The following is an 18,718-nucleotide window of genomic DNA, read 5'->3' as shown; positions in this document are numbered from 1 at the left end:
GTACACCATGGAAGTCACGGATCGTTCGCGACCGTGCTAACCCGGTCCGACTCCTCCCCCCCCGAGTCGGCCGTGGGGACGACCCCCGCTCTCCCCCCCGGCGGGGGTCGTCGCATGTCCGGATGGGTTTTTCCCCTCTCCTGCGCGGCCCCGGAACCCTGTTGCCACCGCTGCGGCGGTCCCTTTGGCGTACCCACGTTCCGTCACCGTGTGTAGCTGAAGCGCTGCTCTGTGAAACTCGCGCGACGCCCTCCGGTTTGGGTGAACGCGATATTCACAACCACTGAGTTGTCCACAGTTATTGACCAAGATCCACACGATTTCCTGGATCGCTGCACCGTGATTCCAGCGCGTCCCGCTCGCGGCGAGTTCCTCGCGGCGAGTTCACGGCCGGTTCCGTTTGTGGGACGCGTTTGGCCGGTTCGTATCGGCCGTTCATATGGAGGCCGCATGCCGGTTCTCCGCACGGCCGGGAATCGTGGGCCGCAGGGAACCCTGCGGCTCCGCGCAAGCAGCAGCGAAGGGGGCTGGAGATCGTGGCGGGAGCCATCACACACGACGTGCCACCCGCCGCCGACGGGCGGCAGGGCGGACCATTGATCGTCACGGAGGACGTCGCACTCCTCGATGACCTGCTGCGCCTGTGTGCGGCGGCGGGTGCGAGGCCGGAGGTGCACCACGGTGTGCCGGAGCGTGGAGGCAGTTGGGAGGCGGCACCGCTGGTGCTGGTCGGCGACGACGCGGCGCGGCGGGTGCGCGGCGCCGTGCGCAGGCGCGGAGTGGTGCTGGTCGGGCGGGACCAGGACGACTCGGGCGTCTGGCGGCGGGCCGTCGAGATCGGCGCCGACCATGTCCTGATGCTGCCCGACGGCGAGCAGTGGCTGGTCGACCGCATCGCCGACGTGGCAGAGGGCGTGGGCCGGCCCGCGCTCACGGTGGGCGTGATCGGCGGCCGGGGCGGCGCGGGTGCGTCCACGCTCGCCTGCGCGCTCGCCGTCACCTCGGCGCGCGAGGGGCGCCGCACCCTGCTCGTGGACGCCGATCCGCTGGGCGGCGGACTCGACGTACTGCTCGGGGGAGAGGCGGTGGAGGGCCTGCGCTGGCCGGCGTTCGCCGCCTCCCGCGGCCGGGTCGGCGGCGGCGCGCTGGAGGAGTCCCTGCCCGAACTTCACGCGCTGCGCGTCCTCAGCTGGGATCGCGGTGACTCCGTCGTCATCCCGTCGCAAGCGGTCCGCGCTGTTCTGGCCGCGGCCAGACGGCGGGGCGGGGCGGTGGTCGTGGACCTGCCCCGCCGTATCGACGACGGCGTCGCGGAGGCCCTCGCCCAGCTCGACCTCGGACTGCTGGTGGTCCCCGCCGACCTGCGCGCGATCGCGGCGGCCGGACGGGTGGCGTCCGCGGTCGGCATGGTCCTGCGCGATCTGCGGGTGGCGGTCCGGGGCCCCTACGCCCCGGGACTCGACGACCGAGAGGTGGCCCGCTTGCTCGGGCTGCCACTGGTCGGTGACGTGCCCGCCGAATCCCCGCGGCTGGACGCCGGCGTGCCGCCCGGCGGAGCGGTACGGGGGCCGCTCGCCCGGTTCTGCGCCACCTTCTGGGAGCGAGTGGCGGGGGAGGGCGGGGGCGCATGAACCGGGCCACCGTTGCGAGGACGCACCGAGTCGCGGCGCCGGGTGGATCTGCGGCGCCGAGCCGATCCGAGGATCCGCCGGCGCCGACCCGACGGACGGCAGTGGCGCCTGGTCCTGGGGGACCAGCACGACCGCCGGGACCGCCGGGACCGCCGGGACCGCCGGGAGCGCCGGGAGCGTCAGGTCCATCGGGCCCGTCAGGCCCGCGGGGGCGTACGGCGTCCGTGGGGCCGGGCGGCCGGGCCGGACCGACAGGAGCCGTGGGGCCCATGGGGCGCACAGGACGTACAGAGCTGTTGGACGGTGTGCGGCAGTGGCTCGCCGAGAGCGGGTCGGAGCCCACACCGGCACGCGTGGCCCAGGCCCTGCGCGCACAGGGCCGCGTCCTCGGTGACGCCGAAGTGCTTGGAGCGGCCCGGCAGTTGCGCTCCGAGCTGGTCGGCAGCGGACCTCTGGAACCACTGCTCGCCGACCCGTCGGTCACCGACGTCCTGGTGTCGGCGCCCGATCGGGTCTGGGTCGACCGGGGCGGCGGTCTGGAACTGACGGCGGTCTCCTTCCCGGACGCGGCGGCCGTACGACGCCTCGCGCAGCGCCTCGCGGCCGTGGCCGGACGAAGGCTCGACGACGCGCGCCCCTGGGTCGACGCCAGGCTTCCGGACGGCACCCGGCTGCACGCGGTGCTGCCACCGGTGGCCGTCGGCTCCACCTGCCTGTCGCTGCGCGTCGTACGGCCCCGCGCGTTCACGCTCGACGAACTGGTGGCCGCCGGGACGGTGCCGCCCGGCGGGGACCGTGTGCTGCGGGCCCTGCTCGAGGCCCGGCTGTCCTTCCTGATCAGCGGGGGTACCGGCTCGGGCAAGACGACGCTGCTGAGCGCTCTGCTGGGGCTGGTCGGCCCCGGGGAGCGGATCGTGCTGGCCGAGGACTCGGCGGAGCTGCGGCCCGACCATCCCCATGTGGTCCGGCTGGAGGGCCGGCCCGCCAACCAGGAGGGCGTCGGGCTCGTGGCGCTGCAGGACCTGGTCCGCCAGGCGCTGCGCATGAGACCGGACCGGCTGGTCGTCGGTGAGGTGCGCGGACCGGAGGTCGTGTCGCTGCTGGCGGCGCTCAACACGGGCCACGAGGGCGGCTGCGGAACGGTGCACGCGAACGCGGCGGCACAGGTACCGGCCCGCCTGGAAGCCCTGGGCACCGCCGCCGGGCTCGACAAGGCCGCCCTGCACAGCCAGTTGGCTGCGGCGCTGTCAGTGGTCCTGCATCTCGTGCGCGACCGGGCGGGGCGGCGGCGCATCGCCGAAGTGCACGTCCTGGAGCGCGATCCGTCGGGGCTGGTGGTGACGGTGCCGGCGCTGCGGTGGGGCGCACGGGCGTTCGCGTACGAGCCGGGTTGGGAGCGGCTGCGGGGGCTGCTCCGTGAAGGGAGCGAGGGGAGCGGACCGTGGTGACGGGGACGGACGGGATGTCGGTGGGGGCGGCCATGGCCTGTGCCGGGGCGGCGGCCTGGGTGATGGGCGGGTGGGACTCGGGGGCACGCAGAGCGCGGTTGCTGTGTGCCGGCGGACCGGTGGTGGCCGGACCGCCGGCGGGGGAGCGGGCGCGGGCCGGATGGCGGCGGCTGCGCGCGCGACTGCGCCCCGAAGGCTGGTCGCTGGTGGCCGGGTCGGCGGTCGCGTTGCTGGGTGCCTCGGTCGTGCCGCTGCTCCTCGGAGCGGCCGGGGTGCCGTTGCTCCGGCGGGTACGACGGGCCGGGGAGACGGACCGGGAGCGGGAGCGCCGGGGCGACGCGGTGATCGCCCTGTGCGGAGCCCTCGCCGGGGAGGTCCGGGCCGGACGGCAGCCGGGCGAGGCGCTGTTGAACGCCGCGCACGACTCGGGCGGCCTCGGCGAGGCGCGGGCGGCGGTACTCGCCGCGGCCCGGTTCGGCGGGGACGTGCCGGACGCGCTGACCGATGCGGCACGGCAGCCGGGGGCCGAGGGGCTGGTGGGGCTCGCGGCGTGCTGGCGGGTGGCCGTGGACCGGGGTGCGGGACTTGCGGCGGGGCTCGAACGCCTGGAAGGGGCGCTGCGCGCGGAGCGCGACCAGCGGGCCGATCTGAGCGCCCAGTTGGCGGGGTCGCGGTCGACGGCGGTGATGCTCGCGGGGCTCCCGGTCCTCGGGCTGTTGCTCGGCACGGCGCTGGGCGCGGATCCGCTGCACGTGCTTCTGCACAGCGGGCCGGGCCTGGGCTGTCTGCTGGTCGGTGGAGTGCTGGAAGGCGTGGGGCTGTGGTGGGCGCTGCGCATCGTGAAGGGAGCGGAGGCGGCATGAGCGGGGAGATCGTCCACAGGCTGGGGATGCTCGGGTGCGGGGCACTGGCGCTCGGCCGGCTGGCGCGGGCGTTCGGCAGGGCGCGGGACGAGCGGCGCGTGCGCAGAAGGCTGGCCGGGTTGCTGGGCCTGCGGAGGGAGCCACGGCGACGGCGGTTCGACGTCCGCGGCCCGTGGCGGCGGTGGCTGGCCCCGGCGGGTGCCGTGTGTGCGGGCTGGGTGCTGGTCGGAGGGCCGGCCGGGGTCGTGGCGGGGCTGCTCGCCGGGCTCGGGATCCTTCGGTGGCGCAGGCGGCGCGGGCCGGGGCCGGTGGAGGAGTACGACGTGGCGTGGGCCGCCCGGCAACTTCCGCTCGCCGCCGACCTGGTGGCGGCCTGTATCGCGGCGGGGGCGGATCCCGTGGCCGCGGCCCGGGCCGTGGGTGACGCCCTCGGCGGACCCGTCGGGGAGCGGCTCGCCCGGGGTGCCGCGGAGGTACGGCTCGGCGGCGAACCGGCGGACGCGTGGCGGAGGTTGGCGTCGATACCGGGAGCAGGGGGCCTGGCGCGGCTGCTGGAGCGGGCGGGCGAGTCGGGGGTACCGGCGGCCGTGCCGGTCGGGCGGCTCGCCACCGAGGCCCGCGCCGAACGGGGGCGGAGCGCCACGGCACGGGCACGCAGGGCGGCCGTCATGGTCACCGTGCCCGTGGGGCTGTGCTTCTTGCCCGCGTTCCTCGCGATCGGCGTCCTGCCCGTGGTGATCGGGCTGGCGGACGGGGTGTTGGGAGGTGGTGGCGGATGACCGGCCGGACGGCCGGCGACAGGCGTCGAGTGACGACACGAGTCAAGTGATCAGCGGAATCGAACCCACGGGGGTTGAGATGTGCAGGACGGTACGCGTACGGGTGCGGGCATGGATGCGCGGTCTGGCGGCGCGGAGGGACGCGGGCATGGTCACCTCCGAGTACGCGGTGGGTGTCATCGCGGCGGTGGCCTTCGCCGCCGTGCTCTACAAGGTGGTGACGAGCGGTCAGGTCAGCGCGGAGTTGCAGGACATCGTCGGGCGGGCGCTCAATGTCCCGACGTGAGCCGGTGGTGAGCGGTCCGGTGGGGCGCGGCGACCGCGGATTCGTGACCGCGGAGGCCGCGGTGGTGCTGCCCTCGCTGGTGCTCGTCGGAATGGCGCTGGTGTGGGCCCTGCTCGCCGCGTCCGCGCAGATCCAGTGCGTGGACGCGGCGAGGGCGGGCGCCCGCGCGGCCGCTCGTCAGGACCCGCCCGACACGGTCCTGGCGACGGCACGCCGCGCGGCACCGCGCGGCGCCAGGGTCACGGTGAGCCGGACGGGTGATCTGGTCCGGGTGACGGTCACGGCGAGCGCGCCGGGGCCCGGTGCGCTGTCCCTGGACCTGAGCGACGAGGCCGTGGCGCTGGCGGAGGAGACCGTGGGGGTGACCGGGGATGACACCAGGTCGTAGCGCGCCGGGCGCCCGCCTCCGGCCGATGCCCGGCACCTTCCGGCTCCCGCGCAACCGGTGCGGGTCTCCGCGCTCCCCCTCAAGGGCCCCGCGCACCCGCTCGGGCCCTCTGCGTGCCCTTCTGCGGCGTCGAGCCCTCCTCCGGCTCCCCCGCGCCCTTCTCCGTCCGTACGCCCTTCTCCGGTCCCTCCACGCCCTCCTCCGGGCCACGAGGGCCGCCGCGTGGGTGAGCAGGCGGACGCGTTCCCCGGATTTCTCGGACAGGGGGTCGGCGACCGTGTGGGCGGTCGGGGTGATCGCTCTGCTGTGCGCCGTCTTCGGGGCGGTCCTGGCCATGGGGCAGGTGGTCGTGGTGCGCCACCGCGCGGCGGGGGCGGCCGACCTGGCCGCGCTCGCCGCCGCGGACCACTGGATGGACGGGAGCGCGGCGGCCTGTGCCGAGGCGGACCGGGTGGCCCGGGCCCAGCGTGCCCGGCTGGCGCGGTGCGCGGTGGAGGGCGAGATCGCGGACGTCACGGCCGTGTCGGGTGCGGGCCCCTTCGCCGTGGAGATCAGGTCCAGAGCGGGCCCCGCCACACCGGTGGACCCGTCGGCTACTCCTCCGGCGCTCCCCGCAGCAGTTCGGTGAGCAGCCGGACGGCACCCCGCTTGTGCAAGGGCTCGTTGCCGTTGCCGCACTTGGGGGACTGGATGCAGGACGGGCAGCCGGCCTCGCACTCGCAGGAGGAGATGGCCTCACGGGTGGCGGTGAGCCAGGCACGGGCGGTGTGGAAGGCGCGTTCGGCGAAGCCCGCGCCGCCGGGGTGACCGTCGTAGACGAAGACCGTGGGCAGCAGGGTGTCGGGGTGCAGGGGGACGGACACGCCGCCGATGTCCCAGCGGTCACAGGTCGCGAACAGCGGGAGCATGCCGATCGACGCGTGTTCGGCGGCGTGCAGGGCACCGCCGAGGATCTCCGGACTGATGCGCGCGGCGTCCAGTTGGTCCTCGGTGACCGTCCACCACACGGCGCGTGTGCGGAGCGTGCGCGGTGGGAGGTCGAGCTTCGACTCGCCCAGCACTTCCCCGGTGATGACCCGACGGCGCAGGAAGGAGACGACCTGGTTGGTGACTTCGACGGAGCCGTAGCACAACCGGCCCTCCCCCCAGGGGATTTCGGTGTCCGTCTCCAGGACGGAGATGGCCGTCGTGTCGCGGGCGACCGTCGAGTACGGCGGGTTGGCCTCCTCGACCAGTGCGACGGAGTCCTCCAGGTCCAGGTGCTTCACCAGGTACGTACGGCCCTGGTGCAGATGGACCGCGCCCTCGTGCACCGTCGTGTGCGCGGCGCCGGCGTCCACCGTGCCGAGCAGCCGCCCCGTTCCGGCCTCGACGATCTGCACCGGGCTGCCGCCCTCGCCGCGGATGTCGGTCAGGTCGGCGGCCCGCTCCCGGCGCGTCCAGTGCCAGGCCTTCGTCCGGCGGCGCAGCAGCTTCGCGGCCTCCAGTTGCGGCAGCAGATCCGCGGCGGCCGGCCCGAACAGCTCCAGGTCCTCGTCCGTGAGAGGGATTTCGGAGGCCGCGGCGCACAGGTGCGGGGCGAGGACGTACGGGTTGTCGGGGTCGAGGACCGTGGACTCCACCGGCTGGTCGAACAGTGCTTCGGGGTGGTGCACGAGGAACGTGTCCAGCGGGTCGTCGCGGGCGACCAGGATCGCCAGCGCGCCCTGCCCCGACCGGCCCGCGCGGCCCGCCTGCTGCCACAGGGACGCCCGGGTGCCCGGGTAGCCCGCGATGACGACGGCGTCCAGTCCGGAGACGTCGACGCCGAGTTCGAGGGCGGTGGTGGCGGCGAGACCGAGCAGTTCTCCGGAGTGCAGGGCGCGTTCGAGGGCGCGGCGTTCCTCCGGGAGGTAGCCGCCGCGGTACGCCGCGACGCGCCGGGCGAGCGAGCGGTCGACCTCGGCCAGCCGCTCCTGGGCGATCACCGCGATCAGTTCGGCGCCGCGCCGGGACCGTACGAAGGCGACCGAGCGCACGCCCTGGACGGTCAGGTCGGTCAGGAGGTCGGCGGTCTCGGCGGTGGCGGTACGCCGGACGGGTGCGCCCTTCTCGCCGTGCAGTTCGGTGAGCGGGGGTTCCCAGAGGGCGAAGACCAGCTCGCCGCGCGGGGAGGCGTCGTCGGCGATCTCGACCACCGGGAGGCCGGTCAGGCGGCGGGCGGCGACGGAGGGCTCGGCGGCGGTCGCGGAGGCCAGCAGGAAGACGGGCGAGGAGCCGTAGCGGGCGCACAGTCGGCGCAGTCGGCGCAGCACCTGGGCGACGTGGGAGCCGAAGACGCCGCGGTAGGTGTGGCACTCGTCGATGACGACGTACTTCAGGGCGCGGAGGAAGGAGGCCCAGCGGGGGTGGGAGGGCAATATCCCGCGGTGCAGCATGTCGGGGTTGGTCAGGACGTAGTTGGCGTACTGGCGGACCCACTCGCGTTCCTCGACCGGGGTGTCGCCGTCGTACACGGCCGGGCGAACGGCGTTGCCCAGAGGTTGTGAAAGTTCCTTCACGGAACGGCGCTGATCTGCTGCGAGGGCCTTGGTGGGCGCCAGGTAGAGCGCGGTGGCCCCCCGGCCGTTCGGCGCCTCGGAGCCGTCCAGGAGGGCTGTGAGGACCGGCACGAGGTAGGCCAGGGACTTGCCGGAGGCCGTACCGGTGGCGACGATCACGGAGTCGCCGTCCAGGGCGTGCTCGGCGGCGAGTGCCTGGTGGGCCCAGGGGTGCTCGATGCCCGCGGCCTGCACGGCGGCGACGACCTCTGATCGAATCCGGTCGGGCCATACGGCATGGCGACCCGCCCGCGGGGGCAAGTGCTCCGTATGAGTGATGCGCGAAGCCCGGCTCGGCCCCGAGGCGAGCCGGCCCAGGACCGTGCCCGGAGAGGGGCGCGAAGCGGTGTCCGCCGAGGTTCGATCGGATCGGTGATTCTTGGCCATCGGCATCGAGTGTGTCACTGGCGTGACGGACAATGGGCTCAAGGCGTCGTGCACGCCTGCCGGTAAGTGATTGAATGCCATCGCGGCTGGCGAACCGTCCCGGGGGCTCTGCCGAGGTGTCCCTTGGGGCGACCGCTCGATAGCAAGGTGCTGGAGGATCCGTGGACCTGTCCCTGTCGACCCGTACCGTCGGCGATCGTACGGTCGTCGAGGTCGGTGGCGAAATCGATGTATATACCGCGCCCAAGCTGCGTGAGCAGCTGGTCGAGCTGGTGAACGACGGCAGTTTCCATCTTGTCGTCGACATGGAGGGCGTGGACTTCCTCGACTCCACCGGGCTCGGCGTTTTGGTGGGCGGCCTGAAGCGTGTGCGTGCCCATGAGGGCTCGCTGCGACTGGTCTGCAACCAGGAGCGCATTCTGAAGATCTTCCGTATCACCGGTCTCACCAAGGTGTTCCCCATCCACACCTCGGTCGAGGAAGCGGTAGCGGCCACCGACTGACCCCGTCGTGGGGCGCCACGGGAGCGTGGCGTCCGAGACGGTAGAAGCAATGGAGGGGGACCGGGCCTCGGCGGCCCGGCCCCCTGACAGCACGCCCGTAGTTGAGGGGGATGCATGGCCACCGTTGAGCTCCGCTTCAGCGCGCTGCCCGAGCACGTCAGGACCGCCCGACTGGTGGCGGCAGCGGTGGCGCGCAGGGCCGGAGTGGACGAGGCCGTTCTCGACGAGGTCAGACTCGCCGTGGGCGAGGCCTGCAGCCGTGCCGTCGGACTGCACCAGAGCAACGGCATCTCGGCGCCGGTGCGGGTGACGCTGATCGAGGAGGAGAAGCAGTTCTCCATCGAGGTCGGTGACGAGGCGCCGCGTTCGGCGTCCGGTACGACGGTGCCCGGAGCCGCTCCCGGCGATGCCGACACGGACGCCGAGGAGGACGAGATGGGCCTCGCGGTCATCAGCGGCCTCGTCGACGACGTGGAGGTCAGCGCCGACGAGCACGGTGGACTGATCAGGATGAGCTGGCCGACCACGCCGCCGGTCACGCTCGTTCCCTGATGTCCCCCTCGTAGCAGGACACGTACAAGACACACTCATCACACGAAGGGCCCTGCCTCGCAGGGCCCTTTTTCTTGCGCCCGAGCAGGTGAGATGACTGCACGCGCCATTCGTGAATTGGTTCACGATCAATCACGCGATTATTTGATCAAGGGTCAACGCTTTTGGGGCATTACCTCTTTTGGGTTCTGTGAACGCCCGTCGATCATTTGCTGACGGGGATGTGAAGGCGAATTCCGTTTACCGCGTACTGTTTTGATCAGGTTCCGGTACCTACAATCCGTCCACATCTTGAGCTCAGCCCAAGCGTCAAGGAGGACGAATGGCGGGGCTTTCTACCCCTCATCAGTTTGACCATCCCACAACCTTCGCAGCCGCAGTTCTGACCGACGACAACCGCCTGATCGTGATGGTCATCGGCGTCGTCGCGCTGGCGGCCCTTGCGGTCGCCGGGGTTCTGGTACGACAAGTGCTCGCGGCCGGCGAGGGCACCGACAGCATGAAGAAGATCGCGGCAGCGGTCCAGGAGGGCGCGAACGCCTACCTGGGGCGGCAGTTGCGCACCCTGGCGGTTTTCGCCGCCGTGGTGTTCTTCCTGCTCATGCTGCTGCCCGCGGACGACTGGAATCAGCGTGCCGGAAGGTCGATCTTCTTCCTGATCGGCGCGGTGTTCTCGGCGACCACCGGATACATCGGTATGTGGCTCGCCGTCCGGAGCAATGTCCGCGTGGCCGCCGCGGCACGGGAAGCGACCCCGGCGGCGGGGGAGCCCGAAAAGGATCTCACCGCCGTCTCGCACAAAGCCATGAAGATCGCATTCCGTACGGGCGGCGTCGTCGGCATGTTCACGGTGGGGCTCGGTCTGCTGGGCGCCTCCTGTGTGGTGCTGGTGTACGCGGCCGACGCGCCGAAGGTCCTGGAGGGATTCGGACTCGGCGCCGCGCTGATCGCCATGTTCATGCGTGTCGGCGGCGGCATCTTCACCAAGGCCGCCGACGTCGGCGCCGACCTGGTCGGCAAGGTCGAGCAGGGCATCCCGGAGGACGACCCGCGCAACGCCGCGACCATCGCCGACAACGTGGGCGACAACGTCGGAGACTGCGCCGGTATGGCCGCGGACCTCTTCGAGTCGTACGCCGTCACGCTCGTCGCCGCGCTGATCCTCGGCAAGGCGGCGTTCGGCGACTCAGGGCTCGCCTTCCCGCTGATCGTGCCCGCGATCGGCGTCCTCACGGCGATGGTCGGCATCTTCGCGGTGGCACCACGCCGTTCCGACCGCAGCGGCATGTCCGCGATCAACCGCGGTTTCTTCGTCTCCGCGGTGATCTCGCTGGTCCTGGTCGCGGTGGCCGTCTTCGTCTACCTGCCGGGGAAGTACTCCGGCCTGGACGGCGTCACGGACGCGGCGATCAAGGCGAAGGGCGGCGATCCGCGGATCCTCGCGCTGGTGGCCGTCGCGATCGGCATCGTGCTGGCCGCGCTGATCCAGCAGCTGACCGGCTACTTCACCGAGACCACCCGCCGTCCCGTACGGGACATCGGCAAGAGCTCGCTCACCGGTGCGGCCACCGTCGTCCTCGCCGGTATCTCCATCGGTCTCGAATCGGCCGTCTACACCGCCCTGCTGATCGGTCTCGGCGTGTACGGGGCCTTCCTGCTCGGCGGCACGTCCATCACGCTGGCGCTCTTCGCGGTCGCGCTCGCCGGGACCGGCCTGCTCACCACGGTCGGCGTCATCGTCGCCATGGACACCTTCGGTCCGGTCTCCGACAACGCCCAGGGCATCGCGGAGATGTCCGGCGACGTCACGGGCGCGGGCGCCCAGGTGCTCACCGACCTGGACGCGGTGGGCAACACCACCAAGGCCATCACCAAGGGCATCGCCATCGCCACGGCCGTCCTCGCGGCCTCGGCGCTCTTCGGGTCGTACCGGGACGCGATCCTGTCGGCCGCGAACGACGTGGGGGAGAAGGTCTCCGGGCCCGGCGCGCCGTTGAACCTGATGATGGACATCTCCCAGCCCAACAACCTGGTGGGCCTGATCGCCGGCGCGGCCGTCGTGTTCCTCTTCTCGGGCCTCGCGATCAACGCCGTGTCGCGCTCCGCGGGGGCCGTGGTCTACGAGGTGCGGCGGCAGTTCCGCGAGCACCCCGGGATCATGGACTACACGGAGAAGCCCGAATACGGGCGGGTCGTCGACATCTGCACCAAGGACGCCCTGCGGGAGCTGGCCACCCCGGGTCTGCTCGCCGTCCTGGCGCCCATCGCCATCGGCTTCACACTCGGTGTCGGCGCGCTCGGCTCGTATCTCGCGGGCGCGATCGGCACGGGCACCCTGATGGCCGTCTTCCTCGCCAACTCCGGCGGCGCGTGGGACAACGCGAAGAAACTCGTGGAAGACGGTCACTACGGTGGCAAGGGCAGCGAGGCGCACGCCGCCACGGTGATCGGCGACACCGTCGGTGACCCCTTCAAGGACACCGCGGGACCCGCGATCAACCCGCTCCTGAAGGTGATGAACCTGGTGGCGCTGCTGATCGCGCCGGCGGTCGTCAAGTTCTCGTACGGCGACGACAAGAACCTCGCGCTGCGCATCCTGATCGCGGTGCTCTCGTTGCTCGTGATCGTGGTCGCGGTGTACATCTCCAAGCGACGCGGGATCGCCGTGGGCGACGAGGAGGACGTGGAACGGGTCTCCAAGTCACCGGATGCGGCGGTGGTTTCGTAACTCCAGGGTTCTCCATCTGGCCAGGCACTGGCCAACGGGCGGGCGGGCGGCGCGTATTGACGCGCCGCCCGCCCGCTCCGTGTGTGTTCACACCGCTGCCGTGAGCCTTCTCTCGCTTGGTGCAAATGGCTTCAAAAAGGGGTGAATCGGGTGCACGACGCGCGGATGTCGCCCAGATGGCGTGTATGTTCCGGGGCCGAGAGCCATGGAAGGGACCAATCCGGTGAACAAGAAGCTCACGGCCGCACTGTCCGGCGGTGCGGTACTGGTACTGGCGCTGTCGGGGTGCAGCAGCGACAACGGCAACGACGACAAGCTGAACTCCTGGGCCAAGCAGGTCTGTGACGCGGTGCAGCCGCAGGCCAAGAAGATCGAGGCCGCCAACGCCGCGATCCAGAAGGAGACCTCGGACAACAGCGCGCCGGATGCCGTCCGGAGGACGGACGCGCAGGCCTTCCAGGACATGTCCGACGCCTACAAGGCGATCGGCGCCGCCGTCGACGGCGCCGGCGCGCCCGACGTCACCGACGGCAAGCAGAAGCAGACGGACGCCGTGAAGGAGCTCAACGGCATCTCCGCGTCCTACGCCGCCCTCAAGAAGCAGGTCGACGGGCTCGACACGAAGGACCAGGCGAAGTTCGCGGACGGCCTCAAGGGCATCGCGACGCAGCTCGCCAAGCTGAGCCAGAGCGGCAACGACGCGCTGAAGAAGCTGGAGGAGGGCGACGTGGGCAAGGCGATGGCGAAGCAGGAGAGCTGCAAGTCGGCGTCGTCGCCCTCCGCGGCCCAGGGCTGAGCGGCGGGCGGGCGAACGGCCCCCCGCCCCCGACGAGGACCCGGGCGCGTGCCCGGACCAGGACCCGGTACGCCCGCGTGCCGGGTCCCCGGCATGTCCGTCCACAGGCGTGCCTGCCGTTGTCCACAGGAGTACGTGCTGCTGTCCACAGGAGTGCGTGCCGGTCGGCGGGAGCGGACACAATGGGGGATGTGAGTCACACCAGCCTGCCACCGTTGCCCTCGTCCGACCGCGTCGACGTCGCCGCTCGGCTGCGGGACGCCCTGCTCGGCGCCTCGTTCACCGCCGACGGAATGCTCGACCTGCTCGGCGCACCCGCCTACGCGGCGCTGGCGCGCAGCGAGACCGTGCCCGCGCTCCGGGCGACCCGCGGGGACACACCCCTCGAGACGCTCGTCCGGCTGTTCCTGTTGCAGCAGCCCGTGCCGCACGCGCGCGTGGCGGACGTGCTGCCGGTCGAGGACTGCCTGGAGAGCGGCTGGCTGACCCGGGTGGGCGGCGACGAGGTCACCGCGACGGTGGACGTCCGGCCGTACGGGGGACCCGGCGGCGAGGACTGGTTCATCGTGTCCGACCTCGGGTGCGCCGTCGGCGGCGCGGGCGGCATCGGAAGCCGTGAGGAGGGCGTCGTCCTCGGGGTGGGCGGCGCGTCCACGACCCTGGCCGGCATCACGGTCCGCGAGCCCGTCGCCGCCGCGCTCGACCTCGGCACCGGCTCCGGTATCCAGGCCCTGCACGCGGCCCAGCACGCCACACGCGTGACCGCGACCGACCTCAACCCCCGCGCGCTGCACGTCACCGCGCTCACCCTGGCGCTCTCCGGGGCCCCCGCGGCCGATCTGCGCGAGGGCTCGCTCTTCGAGCCGGTCCCGGACGACGAGACGTACGACCTGATCGTCTCCAACCCGCCCTTCGTGATCTCGCCCGACGCCCGGCTCACCTACCGCGACGGCGGGATGGGCGGGGACGATCTGTGCCGCACGCTCGTTCAGCAGGCGGGGGACCGGCTGAACGAAGGGGGGTACGCCCAGTTCCTGGCCAACTGGCAGCATGTGGAGGGCGAGGACTGGCAGGACCGGCTGCGCTCCTGGGTGCCGCGCGGCTGTGACGCGTGGATCGTGCAGCGCGAGGTCCAGGACATCACGCAGTACGCGGAGTTGTGGCTGCGCGACGCGGGCGACCACCGCTCCGACCCGGCCGAGTACCAGGCGCGGTACGACGCCTGGCTGGACGAGTTCGAGGCGCGCAAGGTCAAAGCGGTCGGCTTCGGGTGGATCACGCTGCGCAGGACGGCGGCCGCCGAGCCCTCGATCACCGTCGAGGAGTGGCCGCACCCCGTCGAACAGCCGCTCGGCGACACCGTGCGCGCGCACTTCGCCCGTGTCGACTTCCTGCGGGCCAGCGACGACGCGGCGCTGCTCGCCGGCCACTTCAGGCTCACGGCCGAGGTGGTCCAGGAGCAGGTCGGGCTGCCCGGCGCCGAGGACCCGGAACATGTGGTGCTGCGCCAGAACCGCGGGATGCGGCGGGCCACCAAGGTGGACACGGTCGGCGCGGGCTTCGCGGGCGTGTGCGACGGCACCCTGAGCGCCGGGCGGATCCTCGATGCCATTGCCCAACTGGTCGGTGAGGATCCGGTGTTGCTGCGCGACCGGACACCCGGACAGATCCGGCTGCTGGTGGAACAGGGGTTCCTCGAGCCCGCGGAGTGACGAGGGACGCGTCTCCCGGTGTCCGGCGACACGCGCTCCGCCGGGCACCGGACGCACCAGGGCCCGGGTCAGGACCCTATGCCGGAGCCACCGGAGCCACCGGAGCCACCGGAGCCACCGGAGCCACCGGAGCCACCGGAGCGACCGGAGCGACCGGAACCCCGGAGCGCCCGAGGCCCCCGAAGCTCCGCCGGAGCCGCCGGAGCCGCCGGAGCCGCCGGAGCCGCCGGAGCCGCCGGAGCCGCCGGAGCCCCGGAGCCCCGGAGCCCCGGAGCCCCGGAGCCCCGGAGCCCCCGGGGCCCGCGCGGGGCCCGCGCGGGGCCCAGGCCCCTTCGCTGGAGTCCCCCGGACACTCGCAGGGCCCCCAGGACCCTTCGTCGGGATCCCCCGGCCCCTCGCCGGGAGCCCGGCCGTCGCCGGGATGCGGATTCGGTCAACATCCGACCGGCGTCGGACGTTCCGGGCGTTCCGGGCGGAGCTCTCCGCGCAGGTGTGCCGCTCACCGGCCGGCGAAGCGCTTCGGCGCCTCAGGACCCACGACAGGCCGCGCGGCAGGGGCGAGCCGGTCGATGACGGCGGGGGCTGGGGAACGGCGAACGACGAATTCGCCACAGTCCCCGCCCCGGCGGGTCGCTTCCGGCGGCGCGAGGGCGGCCCGGAGGGCACCCGCGCCGGGCGTGGCCAGAGCCGTCCGGGCCCGCCGATGGGATGCCGTCCGCCCTGCGTTCACCGCAGGTTCGCACAGCCGCTTCCAGGACGTGCCAGCCTCCCGACCCTGGGACTCGGGGCGGAAGGCACATCGATGGAAAGTGGACCGGCGATCTTCGTGGGGACGGTGTTCGCCCTGTTCGGAGGCGCACTGCTGGCGTGGACGGTGGTGCGGCTGCGGCAGGGCGAGCCCATCGCCGTCGGTGTGAACCGCGTCGCATCGGCGACGATCGCGAGCGTCGCCGGAGCGGGTGCGCTGGCACTCGGGATGTGGTGTTTCACGCGCGTGTGAGAGCCGGCACCCCGGTAACCGGGGGGTCACGCTCCGGTTGGGGCCGAAAGGGCAGCTGCGTACTCCGGGCGGCAGGAATGGCGGTAGTCGGGTTACCGTTCGAGTGGCCGTTGCGGGCTTTTCCCGTTTGACACGGGGGCGGGATGTACCGTCACACTCCGCAGCGTCAGCATGACCCGACCCCCGGGACCTAGGCCTGGGGAGACCCCCTGCGTCGACCGGAGAGAAGAGCGAAGTTGTCCCCGACCAGCGACACCGCACACGGCGGCCGCCGACTCGTCATCGTCGAGTCGCCTGCCAAGGCGAAGACGATCAAGGGCTATCTCGGCCCCGGCTATGTCGTCGAAGCGAGCGTCGGGCACATCCGCGACCTCCCCAACGGCGCGGCGGAGGTGCCGGAGGAGTACACCGGCGAGGTGCGCCGCCTCGGCGTGGACGTCGAGCACGACTTCCAGCCGATCTACGTGGTCAACGCTGACAAGAAAGCCCAGGTCAAGAAGCTCAAGGACCTGCTGAAGGACTCCGACGAACTCTTCCTCGCCACCGATGAGGACCGCGAGGGCGAGGCCATCGCGTGGCACCTCCTGGAGGTCCTGAAGCCCAAGGTTCCCGTCCACCGGATGGTCTTCCACGAGATCACCAAGGACGCGATCCGCAGCGCCGTCGCCAATCCGCGCGAGCTCAACCAGCGCATGGTCGACGCCCAGGAGACCCGCCGCATCCTGGACCGCCTCTACGGCTACGAGGTCTCGCCGGTCCTGTGGAAGAAGGTCATGCCGCGTCTGTCGGCGGGCCGCGTGCAGTCCGTGGCGACCCGCCTCGTCGTCGAGCGGGAGCGCGAGCGCATCGCTTTCCGGTCCGCCGAGTACTGGGACCTGACCGGCACCTTCGGCACCGGCCGCCGTGGGGACGCGTCCGACCCGTCCTCCCTCGTCGCCCGTCTCACCGCGGTCGACGGCAAGCGCGTGGCCCAGGGCCGCGACTTCGACTCGCTCGGCCAGTTGAAGGGCGCCAACACACTCCACCTGGACGAGGCGAACGCCCGCGCGCTCGCCGCCGCCCTGGAGAACACGGACTTCTCGGTCCGCTCGGTCGAGTCCAAGCCCTACCGCCGTTCGCCGTACGCGCCGTTCCGCACGACGACGCTCCAGCAGGAGGCCTCGCGCAAGCTCGGCTTCGGCGCGAAGGCCACCATGCAGGTGGCCCAGAAGCTGTACGAGAACGGCTTCATCACCTACATGCGTACGGACTCCACGACCCTCTCGGAGACGGCGGTCACCGCCGCCCGCACCCAGGTCACGCAGCTGTACGGCGCCGACTACCTGCCGGCCCAGCCGCGCACGTACGCCGGAAAGGTCAAGAACGCGCAGGAGGCCCACGAGGCGATCCGCCCCTCGGGTGATCGTTTCCGCACCCCGGCCGAGACGGGTCTGACCGGCGACCAGTTCAAGCTGTACGAGCTGATCTGGAAGCGGACCGTCGCCTCGCAGATGAAGGACGCGGTCGGCAACTCGGTCACCGTGAAGATCGCCGGCAGGTCCGCCGACGGCCGGGACGCCGAGTTCAGCGCGTCCGGCAAGACGATCACCTTCCACGGCTTCCTGAAGGCCTACGTCGAAGGCGCGGACGACCCGAACGCCGAGCTCGACGACCGCGAGCGCCGCCTCCCCCAGGTCGGCGAGGGCGACCCGCTGTCCGCCGAGGAGATCACCGTCGACGGGCACGCCACCAAGCCCCCGGCCCGCTACACCGAGGCCTCGCTCGTCAAGGAGCTCGAAGAGCGCGAGATCGGCCGCCCGTCGACGTACGCGTCGATCATCGGCACGATCCTCGACCGCGGCTACGTCTTCAAGAAGGGCACGGCCCTGGTGCCGTCCTTCCTGAGCTTCGCCGTGGTCAACCTCCTGGAGAAGCACTTCGGCCGACTCGTCGACTACGACTTCACGGCCAAGATGGAGGACGACCTCGACCGCATCGCGCGGGGCGAGGCACAGGCCGTGCCGTGGCTGCGGCGGTTCTACTTCGGCGAGGGCGAGGCGACCGGTGCCGCCGAGGCCGGGAACGGCGACGGCGACCACCTCGGCGGCCTCAAGGAGCTCGTCACCGACCTGGGCGCCATCGACGCCCGCGAGGTGTCGTCCTTCCCCGTCGGCAGCGACATCGTGCTCCGCGTGGGCCGCTACGGCCCCTACGTCGAGCGCGGCGAGAAGGACTCCGAGAACCACCAGCGCGCGGACGTCCCCGAGGACCTCGCCCCGGACGAACTCTCCGTGGAACTGGCGGAGGAGCTGCTCGCCAAGCCGAGCGGCGACTTCGAACTCGGCAACGACCCGGAGTCGGGCCACCAGATCATCGCGCGGGACGGCCGCTACGGCCCGTACGTCACCGAGGTGCTCCCCGAGGGCACCCCGAAGACGGGCAAGAACGCCGTCAAGCCGCGTACCGCGTCCCTCTTCAAGTCCATGTCGCTGGACACGGTGACTCTTCAGGACGCCCTCAAACTGATGTCCCTGCCGCGCGTCGTAGGCAAGGACGCCGAGGGGGTGGAGATCACCGCGCAGAACGGGCGCTACGGGCCGTACCTGAAGAAGGGCACGGACTCGCGCTCCCTGCAGACCGAGGACCAGCTCTTCACCATCACGCTCGAAGAGGCGCTGGAGATCTACTCCCAGCCCAAGCAGCGTGGCCGCGCGGCCGCCAAGCCGCCGCTGAAGGAGCTGGGCGAGGACCCGGTCAGCGCGAAGCCCGTCGTCGTCAAGGACGGCCGTTTCGGGCCGTACGTGACCGACGGCGAAACCAACGCGACCCTGCGGTCCGGGGACAGCGTCGAGGACATCACTCCGGAACGCGGATTCGAGCTGCTCGCCGAGAAGCGCGCCAAGGCCCCGGCCAAGAAGACCGCGAAGAAGGCCGCCGCCAAGAAGACGGCCACCAAGAAGGCCCCGGCCAAGAAGGCCGCCGCGAAGAAGACGACGACGTCGAAGACGGCCGCAAAGAAGGCGCCCGCCAAGAAGACGGTCGCCAAGAAGACGGCCGCTTCCGAGAGCTGAGACCAGGCCGGCACCG

General features: G+C 72.1%; 15 protein-coding genes. 14 read left to right on the top strand and 1 reads right to left on the bottom strand.

The window, feature by feature from the left end:
* The first annotated feature begins 536 nt into the window (after window positions 1-536).
* The 7 genes from ssd (at window position 537) to OG199_RS19945 (ending at window position 6,023) form a co-directional block, all read left to right on the top strand.
* Window positions 537-1,631 carry a septum site-determining protein Ssd gene (gene ssd, locus OG199_RS19975; RefSeq protein WP_405830571.1) on the top strand — a complete coding sequence of 365 codons (1,095 nt, stop codon included), beginning with the start codon at window positions 537-539 and terminating at the stop codon, window positions 1,629-1,631.
* A gap of 269 nt (window positions 1,632-1,900) precedes the next feature.
* Window positions 1,901-3,079: a TadA family conjugal transfer-associated ATPase gene (locus tag OG199_RS19970; protein ID WP_405830569.1), complete on the top strand. Its 1,179-nt coding sequence runs from the start codon at window positions 1,901-1,903 to the stop codon at window positions 3,077-3,079.
* A gap of 14 nt (window positions 3,080-3,093) precedes the next feature.
* A complete protein-coding gene (locus tag OG199_RS19965) occupies window positions 3,094-3,942 on the top strand; it encodes a type II secretion system F family protein (protein ID WP_405834603.1) in 849 nt (282 codons plus the stop codon).
* Window positions 3,939-4,721, top strand: coding sequence for a type II secretion system F family protein (locus OG199_RS19960; RefSeq protein WP_405830568.1), 783 nt, complete (start codon window positions 3,939-3,941; stop codon window positions 4,719-4,721). The genes OG199_RS19965 and OG199_RS19960 overlap by 4 nt, the downstream gene beginning before the upstream one ends.
* A gap of 79 nt (window positions 4,722-4,800) precedes the next feature.
* Complete coding sequence (locus OG199_RS19955; RefSeq protein WP_356808836.1) at window positions 4,801-5,007, top strand: DUF4244 domain-containing protein; 207 nt, start codon at window positions 4,801-4,803, stop codon at window positions 5,005-5,007.
* Window positions 4,994-5,395: a TadE family type IV pilus minor pilin gene (locus tag OG199_RS19950; RefSeq protein ID WP_405830566.1), complete on the top strand. Its 402-nt coding sequence runs from the start codon at window positions 4,994-4,996 to the stop codon at window positions 5,393-5,395. The genes OG199_RS19955 and OG199_RS19950 overlap by 14 nt, the downstream gene beginning before the upstream one ends.
* A 226-nt stretch (window positions 5,396-5,621) precedes the next feature.
* Window positions 5,622-6,023, top strand: a complete 402-nt coding sequence (locus OG199_RS19945) for an Rv3654c family TadE-like protein (protein ID WP_405830564.1) — start codon at window positions 5,622-5,624, stop codon at window positions 6,021-6,023.
* On the opposite strand, the gene OG199_RS19940 is transcribed toward OG199_RS19945, so the two are convergent.
* A complete protein-coding gene (locus OG199_RS19940; RefSeq protein ID WP_405830562.1) occupies window positions 5,989-8,442 on the bottom strand; it encodes a DEAD/DEAH box helicase in 2,454 nt (817 codons plus the stop codon). The two genes, OG199_RS19945 and OG199_RS19940, sit on opposite strands and share 35 nt — an antisense overlap.
* Window positions 8,443-8,522: 80 nt before the next feature.
* On the opposite strand from OG199_RS19940, the gene bldG reads away from it, so the two are divergent.
* From bldG to topA, 7 genes are all read left to right on the top strand, one after another.
* The gene (bldG, locus tag OG199_RS19935) at window positions 8,523-8,864 is read left to right on the top strand and encodes an anti-sigma factor antagonist BldG (RefSeq protein ID WP_003975386.1); all 342 of its coding nucleotides are present in this window, start codon (window positions 8,523-8,525) and stop codon (window positions 8,862-8,864) included.
* A 114-nt stretch (window positions 8,865-8,978) separates the two neighbouring features.
* Window positions 8,979-9,416, top strand: a complete 438-nt coding sequence (locus OG199_RS19930) for an ATP-binding protein (RefSeq protein WP_356808840.1) — start codon at window positions 8,979-8,981, stop codon at window positions 9,414-9,416.
* A gap of 322 nt (window positions 9,417-9,738) precedes the next feature.
* On the top strand, window positions 9,739-12,144 hold the full coding sequence (locus OG199_RS19925; protein WP_401806791.1) for a sodium-translocating pyrophosphatase: 2,406 nt from the start codon (window positions 9,739-9,741) through the stop codon (window positions 12,142-12,144).
* 205 nt (window positions 12,145-12,349) lie between these two features.
* Window positions 12,350-12,940: a small secreted protein gene (locus OG199_RS19920; RefSeq protein WP_356801972.1), complete on the top strand. Its 591-nt coding sequence runs from the start codon at window positions 12,350-12,352 to the stop codon at window positions 12,938-12,940.
* Between the two features lie 191 nt (window positions 12,941-13,131).
* Window positions 13,132-14,652: a methyltransferase gene (locus tag OG199_RS19915; RefSeq protein ID WP_401803942.1), complete on the top strand. Its 1,521-nt coding sequence runs from the start codon at window positions 13,132-13,134 to the stop codon at window positions 14,650-14,652.
* An 802-nt stretch (window positions 14,653-15,454) separates the two neighbouring features.
* Window positions 15,455-15,652: a hypothetical protein gene (locus OG199_RS19910; RefSeq protein ID WP_356801969.1), complete on the top strand. Its 198-nt coding sequence runs from the start codon at window positions 15,455-15,457 to the stop codon at window positions 15,650-15,652.
* Window positions 15,653-15,888: 236 nt separating this feature from the next.
* The gene (gene topA, locus OG199_RS19905) at window positions 15,889-18,702 is read left to right on the top strand and encodes a type I DNA topoisomerase (protein WP_356801967.1); all 2,814 of its coding nucleotides are present in this window, start codon (window positions 15,889-15,891) and stop codon (window positions 18,700-18,702) included.
* The last annotated feature ends 16 nt before the right edge of the window (window positions 18,703-18,718 follow it).

The organism is Streptomyces sp. NBC_01176 (genome assembly GCF_045039825.1).
GTDB lineage: Bacteria > Actinomycetota > Actinomycetes > Streptomycetales > Streptomycetaceae > Streptomyces.
This window is presented reverse-complemented; position numbering and strand designations above follow the sequence as displayed.

Bases quoted from the DNA above. Each gene is read 5' to 3' on its own strand.
- OG199_RS19950 (WP_405830566.1), top strand. From the start codon at position 4,994: ATGTCCCGACGTGAGCCGGTGGTGAGCGGTCCGGTGGGGCGCGGCGAC.
- OG199_RS19930 (WP_356808840.1), top strand. From the start codon at position 8,979: ATGGCCACCGTTGAGCTCCGCTTCAGCGCGCTGCCCGAGCACGTCAGG.
- OG199_RS19910 (WP_356801969.1), top strand. From the start codon at position 15,455: ATGGAAAGTGGACCGGCGATCTTCGTGGGGACGGTGTTCGCCCTGTTC.
- OG199_RS19925 (WP_401806791.1), top strand. From the start codon at position 9,739: ATGGCGGGGCTTTCTACCCCTCATCAGTTTGACCATCCCACAACCTTC.
- OG199_RS19970 (WP_405830569.1), top strand. From the start codon at position 1,901: ATGGGGCGCACAGGACGTACAGAGCTGTTGGACGGTGTGCGGCAGTGG.
- OG199_RS19920 (WP_356801972.1), top strand. From the start codon at position 12,350: ATGGAAGGGACCAATCCGGTGAACAAGAAGCTCACGGCCGCACTGTCC.
- OG199_RS19940 (WP_405830562.1), bottom strand. From the start codon at position 8,442: ATGGCATTCAATCACTTACCGGCAGGCGTGCACGACGCCTTGAGCCCA.
- OG199_RS19960 (WP_405830568.1), top strand. From the start codon at position 3,939: ATGAGCGGGGAGATCGTCCACAGGCTGGGGATGCTCGGGTGCGGGGCA.
- OG199_RS19955 (WP_356808836.1), top strand. From the start codon at position 4,801: ATGTGCAGGACGGTACGCGTACGGGTGCGGGCATGGATGCGCGGTCTG.
- OG199_RS19965 (WP_405834603.1), top strand. From the start codon at position 3,094: ATGTCGGTGGGGGCGGCCATGGCCTGTGCCGGGGCGGCGGCCTGGGTG.